Here is an 11151-nt window from a genome sequence, read left to right on the forward strand (position 1 = left end):
CTAATCCATCTAATCCATCTAATCCATCTAATCCATCTAATCCATCTAATCCATCTAATCCATCTAATCCATCTAATCCAAGTAGCACTGATGAATGGACGAAACTTGAAGACAAAGGTTTATCCGCAATTTATAAACTTAAACAAAACGAAGATGTAGACAACTTCAAAGAAGTCCTCAAGCTATTTGAGCAAAATAAAAACAACTATCAAGGACAAAAAGAATTTGAAGAACTATTTAGTGAACTAACCCGTAGATATTCTCAAGACGTATTAGCTCTAAGCGGAGAACCAGGAGTTCGTAAGGGGATTGAAAAGCTGGAGGAAATTCAGCAAAGGCTGGATGATCACTTCGACATCGAAAGTCTGCCGGAAGATGATAAAATTGCTCAGGAATACAAAGATGTTACCGCTCTTATAAAGAGGATGAGAACTTCTCTTAAGAGTAACAATTAGCTTGAACTACAAATGTATAAATTATATCCAATAACGTACTATCGTAAAGTTATAGTCCGCTAATCATCCACTAAGTTAGAAGATTCGCTAAAGCAATTAATTCAATTAAAATAACCCAATGATAAGCTTAGAACCAGGAGATTCTCTTAAAGACGGAGACTATACCATCCAACGTGAATTAGGAAAGGGAGGCTTTGGAACGACTTACCAAGCTACTCGTCACTTACCCGATGGTCAGGAAGAGATTGTTGCAATAAAAATTGGAAGAGAAGAACTACCCAATAATCAACGAAGCGAAAGAGAACAAAAATTTAAAGATGAAGCGCAGCGACTAAAACTAGTTAACCATAACCATATTGTTAAATTCATAGAGTACTTCTATGAACCAACAATATATCGTCCTTGCATCGTGATGGACTATATCGAAGGAGAGAACCTACACAGACTCACTCAACCAGGGAATGGAATTCCAGAGGAACAAGCCATCAAATATATTCAGCAAGTTGGCGATGCATTGGCAGCAATGCATAAGGTTAAGTTGATTCATAGAGATGTCAAGCCTAGTAATATTATGGTAAGACATGGAACCGAAGAAGCAATACTCATTGATTTTGGGATCTCCCGGGAATTTGTTCCTGACCGGACAATAGAGCTAACAAAACAATGGTCCGAAGATTATGCTCCACCCGAGCAACAACTACGCCGGTTTAGAGCAGGCCCACCCCTTGATATCTATGCCTTATCCGCTACCTTATATTTCTTGTTAACCGGACGCCAACCAGTTAGTAGCAGAGACCGGGAATATGAACTAAAAAGATATAAAAGAGACCCTCAAAAACAAGATGTGGAAAACTTCGTCACCAACAAAACATTGAGAAGAGCCATTCTCCAAGGTATGGAATTAGAGCAAAAGCGAAGACCTCAGTCAATCTCAGATTGGCTAAAATTACTAGAGTCTCCAGCAATAATAAGTCCAACTGGTAGGTTTAGACGTATTGTTGGATATATATTGAGTCTGAGGGGGTGACATGCAAGCTAAAATCCTTACTGGGTAGTACGTTCAGCCGATATGTTACAAAAAGATACATGCTGTTTTGGCCTGACCTTGAACGTAGTTATAAGGGTTTGAGCTTCCATAAAATCATTCGTAGGGTCAATTGGCCAGTTTATCTTTGCTAAGAGAACTGGCATCAAAGCCTTATCTACTAAGCTTTTCAGGGCTCATGTCACCCCCTCAGATATTGAGTTTGAGTATTGAAGCTCAAGTGAAAGTTTTATTGACAATTTATAAACTTATAAAAGACAGAGATTTATACAGCTTATAAAAAGCTATCAATCTATTTGAGCAAAATCAAAACAACTATCAAGGAAACAAAGAATTTGAAGAGCTATTTAGTGAACTAACCCGTAGATATGTTGAAGACGTATTAGCTCTAAGCGGAGAGCCAGGAGTTCGTAAGGGAATTGAAAAGTTGGAAGAAATTAAGCAAAGACTGGAGGATAACTTCAAAATCGAAAATCTTCCGGAAGATGATATCATCGCTCAGGAATACAAACAAGTTACCGATCTTCTAGAGCAGATGAGAAAATCCCGTAACGGTAACAATTAGGATTTTTATGTCTTATTTAAATAAGAGCCAGAGCAATAATCCCCAATAAAGCCAAAGCTGATACAATTGTAGAAGCACCTTTCTCATCCCGAGATAAATCCTCTTGTTCTTCAATGGGTTCCTTAATGGTTTCCCAGCACGCCTCTCTAATCGTCCCACTCCACTCACTGCCCATTTCAGAAAACCAAAACACATTAGGATCACCTATAAATGGTTGACGGTTAATGGTTTGCTCTTCACGGTTTACGGAGATTGGGTAACGGTTAATGGTTGAGCCTTGACGGTTAATGGTTGACCTTTGACGATTGGTTAATGGGTGACGGCTATGGTAGTATTCGGACTGATATCGGTAAGTCTGAGAAATAATTTGTTTCGGCTGATCACCAGTAACGGTATTGTTTTTCTGTGACATCGATTAACACCCGATTATAAAAGTTGACAAGGTAAGCATTCAGCGTGCTAATAGCTGATTTCTAGGCGTTGCTGATTATGGGTATGGTTTTGCCCCCCTAACCCCCCAGCGAGCAATCCCTCGCTGGGGGGAACAAAACTCTCAAAGTCCCCCGAGCGAGCAATCCCTCGCTCGGGGGATTTAGGGGGCTGTAATAAAACCAGATGATCGCGCATTCATTCCTTAATTCAGCAACGCCGATTTCTAAGTATCTATAGACTTATCGGGCGAACTACCAAGGATTATGCAGAAAATTTTCAATACCAGTAAGCGGTCAGTGGTCAGTGGTCAGTAGTCAGTAGTCAGTGGTCAGTGGTCAGTGGTCAGTGGTCAGTGGTCAGTGGTCAGCCGTCAGCCGTCAGCCTATGCGCTACGCGCACGCTACGCGAACAGCCGTCAGCTTATTTTATTCAAAAGCACCTCAAGTAGAGTGGCACAGGCTTCGACGCTGTGATGTAAGGCATAAGCTGATCGCTGATAGCTGACCGCTGATAGCTAATAACTGATAACTGATAGCTGACGGCTGATAGCTGATAGCTTAGCTCTCGATAGCATAAGCCTCAACTTCCAAGCGAACCATCTTGACTTGAGTCAAGCCTTGACTATCTATTGGATAACGCTCGATGTACCTATCCACAACAGTGTTCAAAAATGTTTCTCTCAATTCCTGAGGAAGTCTATTGGTATACGGAAACCAGGTTGTTCTTAACCACCCTTTCAATCCTTCTTTGCCTTGATGCTGCATATCTTTAGGAATTAACTGCACACGTTGAGCTTTAAACCCATTTTCTGGTAACCATCTTTGATACTCTTCAATGCCATAAAATGAATAGGGAAAGGTAAAGTATAGAAAATACTCTTTCCAGTCTGGAGCAGTGATAATTTCATCTATGATCAGTAGTAATTCCCTAGCATTACCTTTACCTCCCATCTGAAACAGTAATTTTCCGTGAGGTTTCAGGTGATTACGAACTCCTTTTAAAACTGACCCATGGTCAGTGATCCAATGTAAGACAGCATTAGAAAAGACAACATCGAAGCTATGGTTGAGGTTAATCGCTGTAGCATCCATAAGTTTAAAGTCTAAATTAGGATACTCTACTGGAGGAAATTTATTCTGAGCTAACTCAACCATAGTCTTGGATGAATCAATTCCTAAAACACTACCGTTGTTAAGAATACTGGCAAATTCAGCAGTAATCTTTCCATCTCCACAACCAATATCCAGGAGTGTTTCGTTCCCGATTAGTGATAGCTTTTTAATTAGTTCTTTTGCCCATGTGAGCTGTGCTGAAGAATTCTTAGCATAATCATCAGCATTCCATTGATTGTGATTAGTCATATAGCGAAAGCGGTCAGTGGTCAGTATTCAGCACTCAGCAGTCAGCAGTCAGTGCTCAGGGGTCAGCTTATTTTATTCAAAAGCACCTCAAGTATGGTGGCACAGGCTTCCAGCCTGTGACCTAACGACTGCATCAAGACAGGGTGGCACAGGCTTCCAGCCTGTGACCTAACCCATAAGCTAATCGCTGATCGCTAATCACTGACAGCTGATAGCTGATAGCTGATAGCTGACAGCTGATAGCTGAATGCTTACCTAAACCTATCGCCTCAAATTAACATGGCGAGTCAAAATCCGGATGATCTCACCCTCGACAGGGGAAGGAATTGGCGGGGTCCACGCTATGACTTCGGCAAAGCGAAGCACGTGCAATTGGTTAATCACACTCTCAACACCTTTGGGTACACCACAGGCGAGGAGGCGGACTGGGGTTTTGCCCTGAGGGACATCATAGATCGGAGCTTTGATGAGCTCTTGCATAGAACGTGGGTTTACCATTTATATATCACCTTGTTTCTTTGGTGGTGGAACAGCGATCGCACATCCCGGCCTGTAGAACCTATGTGCGATCGCTTTGTGCTGGCGAGGGAATTGCCAATCACTGTAACTGCGTACTTTTATAGTATATCCTATCTTTGCCAGTTTGTCAACACTTTGAGTTTAAAAAAAAATTATAGAAGTATTATTTTCAACAATTGATGCTGCGACAGGTTAGAATCAAACGTAACAACCGTTTAGTATGGTAAGAGGTTAAACACTAAAGTGGTGATTCACTGGAAATTGGCAGTAGTAATGGCTGAGCGCAACATCAGCAATAAAGACCTAGCTGAGATAATTGGAAAGCATCCTAACTCCGTTTCCAGGCTAAAACGGCATCGCCGTCTACCTAGAATTGACGAAGATATACTCAACTCTCTGTGCAAAGCACTCAAGTGCCAACCAGGGGACTTGATAGTCTATCAACAGGATGAAGAAAATCCTTAAAACGGGAAATTTACCGGTAATCGGTAATTGGTAACCGGTAACCGGTAATCGGTAATCGGTAATTTTCCCTGAGCCTTAGCCATCAGCGCGTTATGGATGGGTCCAAAAAATAGGAGCCTTTAGCTGTATTGTCAATGGTCTCTGCAATTTTTTTAGCGACCTTTTCACTAGTCCAGTAGCTGCCGTGAGCACTGCCACCATTGATTAATGCTAAAAATGTCGATTGTATCGGTTTAGCGACATTTTCTAAGAATCCAGAACCGTAGGTAAGTACATCTTCAAGTTTGATAACTTTGTCATACTCATCTACTAATTTTGGCAACACTCCTTCTAGGGGCCAAGCAATCGGATCCCCCGGATGTACAAAGTTTTGCCAGGGTAACGCCACTCCTTGTTGAGTCAGAATTGCCAGTAACTCCTTTAATTTGGAACTAATATCATGGGTACTGCCATCTCTGGTTTTGCCAACAATATGGAGCAGAGTAAATAGGGCAATCGGTGAACCCATGGTATGAACACTAGCCAGAGGAATGGCACTGTCTTGCTCAGATTCGATTCCCAAAATGCTTTTGCGAATCTCCTGAATACTCTCATGACCAGGTATACTTGGGTCATCCCATCGACTAGCAAACAACACATCAAATAGGATAATCGTTCCCCAACTGTGAGTAACTAGGTGCAAACGGTCCTGATCTTGGTATCCCTCCAATCCCTGATAAGCTTGTCTACTCATCTGGTCAATAGCCAGAGAACCAACATGTCTGCTGAGGTAGAGAGCTCCGTCTCCAACGAATTGTAAGATTTGCTTTTCACGAAAGTCTCTGAACCAGAACTCATTCCACACCTTCGATGCCTGTAATGCTGTTACCAGGTCCTTCTCCTGCTCAATTACCACATTTCCCCAGTACAGAGGGATCTTTTTGAGTTGAATGGATGACTCAACATTACTTTGAATCAGATCGAAAAGCTTGTCAGCGTATTGGGGTGTTTCTCGATCTTGGCGAGTATTGACACCATGTATAAACAAAATGTAGTCCGTAGCCACGGATCACCCTCTCTTTTATGGAATTTTATAGATTCCATAAGTTTATGCGATCGCGTACCCTACCCGACCGCTATCATCGATTCTTGGTAGGGAGTAGGGAGTAGGGAGTAGGGAGTAGGGAATATGGCCTCAAAAATTATCTAAATGGAATTCTTGAGGGATGATCTTTTTACAAATAAATATAAGATGCACCCGATATAATTTCTGTCTTCTGTTTCCTAAAAATACAGCCAATTTATTATACTAATATTAATTCCTAATCAGGTAGTCTGGTAAAATAGTTTCGCTATCTATCTGTGCCAATTCAATCTGCTTTTGGGTCAGATTTTTAGCTCCTTGGAGGTTAGCCTCTCTTAAATCTGTACCCTGGAGATTAGCTCCCTCTAAATTTGCCTCTTGCAAGTTAGCTTGAATCAAAGATGCCCCCTGTAAATTAGCGTTCCAGAGGATTACCTTTTCTAGCTTAGCTCTCCTGAGAAATGCCCCTTCTAGGTTAGCATCAAATAAGCAAGCGTCTGTTAAGTTAGCTTTTATCAAGTATGCTCCTTGGAGGTTAGCTTGATTAAAGTCTGCCCCTTCTAGATTGGCTCCGATCACATATGCTCCTTTTAGATTAGCCTGATTAAGACAAGCTCCTTGTAGTTTGGAGCCACTAAGGTATGCCTCTTGCAGGTTTGCTTCTGTTAAGTTTGCCCCAATCAGTGTGGCGTTACATAAATCAATTTTCTGATCTTCGAGTTCTTTTGAGCTGTCGCGCCTTGCAATAACCGTTAGGGCACCTTGAATATCAATAGGGAGTTTTTGGTCTTCTGTAATTGGAAGAGGACTGGATGAGTCATTTATTTGCTTTTGCTGCTCTACATGAATCTTCCCAGGGGACTGATATCGCACAAATGTCGATAAAATTTCCATAATTTTCCAGTGGTCTTGGGCAGAAACCTTAGCAATTCGTTCTAGGGCATAAATTCCACCTAGCCGTAGGGCAATCTGATCAGAACTCAGCCACTCCAGGGCATTATTCAAGCATTGAATTATTTGCTTGTCTTCTGTACCGATAGTAGTCTTGACAGTTATACCAGTTTTTGAGAGGTTATATAAACCTTTGTTTAAGTAGTAAAGTTTAATCAAAATTACTAGTCCAATAGCCATTATTACAACAGCTATAAAAAACAAAATTTTGTCTTTTTGCTCTACTTGATTTACCCAAAAAAATAGTTTATTGAGTTGGGATTTTTCAAGAAACCCCTCAATAAAATTTATGGGAAATACCACAAACCAATATAACGAAGCAATCCCTAAGTAGACTAAGCCACTATAAATCAAAAAAACAACCATTTTCAACCGTAAAGGGTGATTGTTGGGCGGGTTTACCTTGAGCTTCATGTCTTGTATTATACTGACTCAACTGGTATAACTTATTAAATCACCATCTTGTGAATATAATGTGAAGAAATTAAAAAATCTAACTAACGAGCTATATCTATATACAGGGAACAGGGAACAGCGGATCTGGGAGTAGGGAATCGGGAGTAGGGAATCGGGAATCGGGAATCGGGAGTAGGGAATCGGGAATCGGGAGTAGGGAGTCGGGAAAAGCGGGAAATGGGAAGAATTATCCCGGAAATTATAGTGTATTTTGATACATATTTTTATTAATTTATACGTAATAAAAGTACCTCCTTTTTAAAAAACCTACCCTTGTAAGCATCTCCCCATCTCCCCATCTCCCCATCTCTCCATCTCCCCATCTCCCCATCTCCCACACTTCCCTCTCTTTCCCAACTCCCAACTCCCGTTCCCCTCCTGGGAGGGGTTAGGGGTGGGTTCCGACTCCCTACTCCCTTGACTAATCAACGGAATAGAATAGGATAAATCTGACGCCAAGCTAGGATATAAAACACAACAGTCCATACCAACAACCAGATTAAAGGTAACTAGTTAACCTGTAAGTAGTCAGCCTATGCGCTACGCACACGCTGCGCGAACAGCTATCAGCTATCAGCACACTGACATACCCTACGGAACATTTTAGGACTAGTTTCAGTCTGAACCTTAAATCCAACAACTCTGGTACCTGCTTTACCTTTCCAAGAAGCCCTTGATCCAGTTTGGTAATGGTACTATACCAATAGTTTGGATTTACTCTATTATTTTAGGTAACCAATTCCCAAAGCTATAGTATGGTTTATTCTGGCACTCTTAATTCGGTCAGGCTCGCCTGTTTCGTTGCTCTTCCCGTCATGGCAGCTTTGGTAGTACTGCCACCAGCCCAGGCACAAGGTGCTGATATCCAAGTAGAATCAGACATCACTGACCCCAACAATACCGGACCGTTGACTCAAGAAGACAGCCTATTGAGTATGCCGGGGGGAGAGCGGATGATGCAAGAGGCGACTAACGCTATTGATTCAGGGAACTATAGCGTAGCTGCCAAAAAACTCCAAGAAGCACGTCAGATATTCAACCAGTTGTCTAACTTTTACCAACAGCTGGCTTCCAGTTTTTCTGGCATTGACAACCGAGTCTACGAGTCTCAACGGCAAAAAGCCCTGGAAACTGCTGAAAAGCGAGATGAAGCTACCTATCGGCTAGCCCTAGTCCATCGAGCCAATGACCAGCCAGAATTAGCTGTCCCCTTGTTAATTCAAATTATTCGGTCTCAAAATCCAACCAGGGAATTGGGAAAAAAATCCTACCAACAGCTGTTTGAGCTAGGATTCGTCGATTCTCCCTTTCCTAGAAATGGCAATAGCCAGCCCACCTCATCCGCTGGTTCTAATAAAGGGAGTTAAATTGTAAGCTATCAGCTTAAGCGCTACGCGCATATGCTTACGTTTAATTTTAGTATATTTTAGAAATTCGACTAGAAACTAGAACAAAAAAAATGGATCCGATTAGTACACAGCAAGTTGAAGAAAAGATTAAAGCATCGATACCGGATGCTCAGGTAAAGGTAGAAGATTTAGGGGGTGGTAACCATCTGCAAGCCATTGTTGTCTCCTCCGAGTTTGAAGGTAAATCCCTGGTGAAACAACATCAGCTGGTTTATGGTGCCCTAAGCCAAGAGTTGGCAACAGAGGCCATTCACGCCCTAGCCCTAAAAACCTATACCCCTGAAGCGTGGGCTGGCAAGCAGTAAACTGGCGTAAGTCATAATTAGAAGAGTCTAGGATTTTGCGATCGCTAGACTAATATAATATCGACTATCAAAATAACTATCTAGATATCCCAGGAGTTTAAGAAAACGATGACACCAGAACTGAAAGAGAGAATAGATAAATTAACACAAGACCACAAAATTTTGGTATTCATGAAGGGCAGCAAACTAATGCCCCAGTGTGGCTTTTCCAATAATGTTGTCCAAATTCTGAATCACTTAGGAGTTCCCTACGAAACTGTAGACGTACTACAAGATTTCGACATCCGTCAGGGAATCAAAGAATATTCCAAGTGGCCAACGATTCCTCAAGTGTACATTAACGGAGAGTTTATCGGTGGGTCTGATGTGATGATTGAGATGTATCAAAATGGTGAATTGCAGCAGACCGTGGAAGTCGCCCTGGCATCCTAATCCTTGACTGCACCAAACTATTGACACAACTGAAGAACCGCAAAAAGCGATCGGATTAGGAAATGCGATCGCTTTCTTGATGCAATAGCGAGTGGGGTAAACCACGGCAGTCGCTCATGGGGGGAACCCCCTTTGGCGGCACTGGCTCCCCAAGACCGCGCTGCATCGCTTTTTTTAGGGCGTTGCTTAATAATGGAATGATTTTAAGAGTTTTCTGGAATGGACATGTTGGTGGAATGGGCATCTTGCGTGGAACTGGCATCTTGCCAGTTTCATGCTTATTGTGGAACTGGCATCTTGCCAGTTTCATGCTTATTGTGGAACTGGCATCTTGCCAGTTTCATGCTTATTGTGGAACTGGCATCTTGCCAGTTTCATACTTATTTTCGAGCGGGCAGGATGCCCACTCTACTCCTATTCATTGCTTGATTCAGCAACGCCGAATTTTTTCCTATTCCCTATTCCCTAGTGATCCAACCAAACCGCTAAATCCGTTGCTGTCTCAAAATCCAACAACGCTTCACTCAATTCCTCCAATCGAGTAATCGATAATCCCTCAATCCGCTGTTGGAGCACAGGGTCAAGTAAACCTAACCTCAGGGTTAGCTGACGGATCACAACTAATAGGGCTCCCTCCTGCTTACCGCGCTGGAGTCCCTTTTGGACTCCCTTTTGGATAATATCTTGATAGGTAACTGATTCTTCCATAACTTCCTCTGACAAGGTGAACACTGACAGTTAAATCTCAGCAGTGATCCAACCAAACCGCTAAATCCGTTGCTGTCTCAAAATCCAACAAGGCTTCACTCAATTGCTCCAATCGAGTAATCGATAATCCTTCAATCTTCTGTTGGAGCACAGGGTCAAGTAAACCTAACCTCAGGGTTAGCAAACGCATCACAACTAATAGGACTCCCTCCTGCTTGCCGCGCTGGAGTCCCTGCTGGAGTCCCTTCTGGACTCCCTTTTGGATAATATCTTGATAGGTAACTGATTCTTCCATAACTTCCTCCCTCAACAATCGACAGACTAAATTTTTGTCAAACCGCAAACCAGCCAGTACATCTACACAGGCCGCTAGGTTTCCCCGTAATGGTTTTTCTTCAATTCTATCTACTTCCGCAACCACTTGCTCTAACAATCGATTAGGGCTATTACTCCTAGCTAAAGTCGCCAAGGGTAACAAAGCCTGATTGGCTAACAACGGTAATGGGTCTTGTTCCCACAGACGAATTATTCGATAACGGTGCCAGGTATTAGTATCCCTAAACTCGTTATTGAATACCATCTGTGAGGTCGTAGACTTTAGGAAAATTACCACCTGCTCAATCGGACATCGATATTTCCGTTGTAGTCTGACCCAGTAGTCCAACATCCGAAATGGTAATGGTGGCTCGGATTGGGGCAGGGTTTGAAATTCTAGGTGCAGAATTTGGTTTGTACTTTGGAGTACACTCAGAGCATCAGCTTGAATGGGTTCAGCACTTAATTCAGTTTTAAGTACCTGAATATCTCTAGGTTGTTCACCCAATAGCCAGTGAAAAAACTCCGATGGATATTCTTCTGCTAGGTATTTGCAGATATTGTCGTAAGCCAAGGCAAATTGTTCAAAATTAACACTATCTCAGACACTGTATTAAATCTGAACCAGAAAATTTATAGCACCTGGATCTTGTTTATTGATGCAAGTTAT

The 11151-nt window shown here is 42.1% G+C and carries 18 protein-coding genes; 9 read left to right on the plus strand and 9 right to left on the minus strand.

From position 1 onward, the window contains the following. From F6J94_RS22110 to F6J94_RS22120, 3 genes are all read left to right on the plus strand, one after another. Positions 1-455, plus strand: a 455-nt coding sequence (locus tag F6J94_RS22110; protein ID WP_293044183.1) for a hypothetical protein, incomplete at its 5' end; no start/stop codon positions are given. Between the two features lie 118 nt (positions 456-573). Then, entirely contained in the window at positions 574-1482 is a 909-nt protein-coding gene (locus F6J94_RS22115; protein WP_293044185.1) for a serine/threonine-protein kinase, read from the plus strand. Between the two features lie 445 nt (positions 1483-1927). Further along, complete coding sequence (locus F6J94_RS22120; protein WP_293044187.1) at positions 1928-2065, plus strand: hypothetical protein; 138 nt, start codon at positions 1928-1930, stop codon at positions 2063-2065. A gap of 16 nt (positions 2066-2081) precedes the next feature. Here F6J94_RS22120 and F6J94_RS22125 read toward each other — a convergent pair whose 3' ends face one another. After that, complete coding sequence (locus F6J94_RS22125; protein ID WP_293044189.1) at positions 2082-2477, minus strand: hypothetical protein; 396 nt, start codon at positions 2475-2477, stop codon at positions 2082-2084. A 344-nt stretch (positions 2478-2821) separates the two neighbouring features. On the opposite strand from F6J94_RS22125, the gene F6J94_RS22130 reads away from it, so the two are divergent. After that, positions 2822-3001 (plus strand): hypothetical protein, encoded by a 180-nt coding sequence (locus F6J94_RS22130; protein ID WP_293044191.1) that lies wholly within the window; start codon positions 2822-2824, stop codon positions 2999-3001. A 53-nt stretch (positions 3002-3054) separates the two neighbouring features. On the opposite strand, the gene F6J94_RS22135 is transcribed toward F6J94_RS22130, so the two are convergent. Then, a complete protein-coding gene (locus tag F6J94_RS22135; protein WP_293044193.1) occupies positions 3055-3858 on the minus strand; it encodes a class I SAM-dependent methyltransferase in 804 nt (267 codons plus the stop codon). A 261-nt stretch (positions 3859-4119) separates the two neighbouring features. Then, positions 4120-4356, minus strand: a complete 237-nt coding sequence (locus F6J94_RS22140) for a hypothetical protein (protein ID WP_293044195.1) — start codon at positions 4354-4356, stop codon at positions 4120-4122. A 267-nt stretch (positions 4357-4623) separates the two neighbouring features. Here F6J94_RS22140 and F6J94_RS22145 point away from each other — a divergent pair, with 267 nt between their 5' ends. Then, positions 4624-4842, plus strand: a complete 219-nt coding sequence (locus F6J94_RS22145) for a helix-turn-helix transcriptional regulator (protein WP_293044197.1) — start codon at positions 4624-4626, stop codon at positions 4840-4842. A gap of 82 nt (positions 4843-4924) precedes the next feature. Here F6J94_RS22145 and F6J94_RS22150 read toward each other — a convergent pair whose 3' ends face one another. The 3 genes from F6J94_RS22150 to F6J94_RS22160 all read right to left on the minus strand — a co-directional run bounded on the left by F6J94_RS22150 (position 4925) and on the right by F6J94_RS22160 (position 7771). Beyond that, positions 4925-5887 carry a hypothetical protein gene (locus tag F6J94_RS22150; RefSeq protein WP_293044199.1) on the minus strand — a complete coding sequence of 321 codons (963 nt, stop codon included), beginning with the start codon at positions 5885-5887 and terminating at the stop codon, positions 4925-4927. 249 nt (positions 5888-6136) lie between these two features. Further along, entirely contained in the window at positions 6137-7222 is a 1086-nt protein-coding gene (locus F6J94_RS22155; protein WP_293044201.1) for a pentapeptide repeat-containing protein, read from the minus strand. Positions 7223-7579: 357 nt separating this feature from the next. Beyond that, positions 7580-7771, minus strand: coding sequence for a hypothetical protein (locus tag F6J94_RS22160; RefSeq protein ID WP_293044204.1), 192 nt, complete (start codon positions 7769-7771; stop codon positions 7580-7582). A 296-nt stretch (positions 7772-8067) separates the two neighbouring features. On the opposite strand from F6J94_RS22160, the gene F6J94_RS22165 reads away from it, so the two are divergent. The 3 genes from F6J94_RS22165 (at position 8068) to grxD (ending at position 9458) form a co-directional block, all read left to right on the plus strand. Then, a complete protein-coding gene (locus F6J94_RS22165; protein ID WP_293021691.1) occupies positions 8068-8679 on the plus strand; it encodes a hypothetical protein in 612 nt (203 codons plus the stop codon). 92 nt (positions 8680-8771) lie between these two features. Further along, positions 8772-9026, plus strand: coding sequence for a BolA family protein (locus F6J94_RS22170; RefSeq protein ID WP_293021693.1), 255 nt, complete (start codon positions 8772-8774; stop codon positions 9024-9026). A 108-nt stretch (positions 9027-9134) separates the two neighbouring features. Next, positions 9135-9458 (plus strand): Grx4 family monothiol glutaredoxin, encoded by a 324-nt coding sequence (gene grxD / locus F6J94_RS22175; protein ID WP_293044206.1) that lies wholly within the window; start codon positions 9135-9137, stop codon positions 9456-9458. Positions 9459-9513: 55 nt separating this feature from the next. On the opposite strand, the gene F6J94_RS22180 is transcribed toward grxD, so the two are convergent. After that, on the minus strand, positions 9514-9720 hold the full coding sequence (locus tag F6J94_RS22180) for a hypothetical protein (RefSeq protein ID WP_293044208.1): 207 nt from the start codon (positions 9718-9720) through the stop codon (positions 9514-9516). Positions 9721-9755: 35 nt separating this feature from the next. On the opposite strand from F6J94_RS22180, the gene F6J94_RS22185 reads away from it, so the two are divergent. Continuing rightward, entirely contained in the window at positions 9756-9887 is a 132-nt protein-coding gene (locus F6J94_RS22185; protein WP_293044210.1) for a hypothetical protein, read from the plus strand. Positions 9888-9923: 36 nt separating this feature from the next. On the opposite strand, the gene F6J94_RS22190 is transcribed toward F6J94_RS22185, so the two are convergent. Beyond that, positions 9924-10166, minus strand: coding sequence for a DUF4351 domain-containing protein (locus tag F6J94_RS22190; protein ID WP_293021698.1), 243 nt, complete (start codon positions 10164-10166; stop codon positions 9924-9926). A 37-nt stretch (positions 10167-10203) separates the two neighbouring features. Next, positions 10204-11055: a DUF4351 domain-containing protein gene (locus F6J94_RS22195; protein WP_293044212.1), complete on the minus strand. Its 852-nt coding sequence runs from the start codon at positions 11053-11055 to the stop codon at positions 10204-10206. Between the last annotated feature and the right edge of the window lie 96 nt (positions 11056-11151).

Origin of the sequence: Moorena sp. SIO1F2, from assembly GCF_010672755.1 — a bacterium.
Lineage (GTDB): Bacteria > Cyanobacteriota > Cyanobacteriia > Cyanobacteriales > Coleofasciculaceae > Moorena.

Coding starts and splice junctions, on each gene's coding strand:
- F6J94_RS22115 (WP_293044185.1), top strand. CDS start 574: ATGATAAGCTTAGAACCAGGAGATTCTCTTAAAGACGGAGACTATACC.
- F6J94_RS22125 (WP_293044189.1), bottom strand. CDS start 2,477: ATGTCACAGAAAAACAATACCGTTACTGGTGATCAGCCGAAACAAATT.
- F6J94_RS22135 (WP_293044193.1), bottom strand. CDS start 3,858: ATGACTAATCACAATCAATGGAATGCTGATGATTATGCTAAGAATTCT.
- F6J94_RS22140 (WP_293044195.1), bottom strand. CDS start 4,356: ATGGTAAACCCACGTTCTATGCAAGAGCTCATCAAAGCTCCGATCTAT.
- F6J94_RS22155 (WP_293044201.1), bottom strand. CDS start 7,222: ATGGTTGTTTTTTTGATTTATAGTGGCTTAGTCTACTTAGGGATTGCT.
- F6J94_RS22165 (WP_293021691.1), top strand. CDS start 8,068: ATGGTTTATTCTGGCACTCTTAATTCGGTCAGGCTCGCCTGTTTCGTT.
- F6J94_RS22170 (WP_293021693.1), top strand. CDS start 8,772: ATGGATCCGATTAGTACACAGCAAGTTGAAGAAAAGATTAAAGCATCG.
- grxD (WP_293044206.1), top strand. CDS start 9,135: ATGACACCAGAACTGAAAGAGAGAATAGATAAATTAACACAAGACCAC.
- F6J94_RS22180 (WP_293044208.1), bottom strand. CDS start 9,720: ATGCCAGTTCCACGCAAGATGCCCATTCCACCAACATGTCCATTCCAG.
- F6J94_RS22190 (WP_293021698.1), bottom strand. CDS start 10,166: ATGGAAGAATCAGTTACCTATCAAGATATTATCCAAAAGGGAGTCCAA.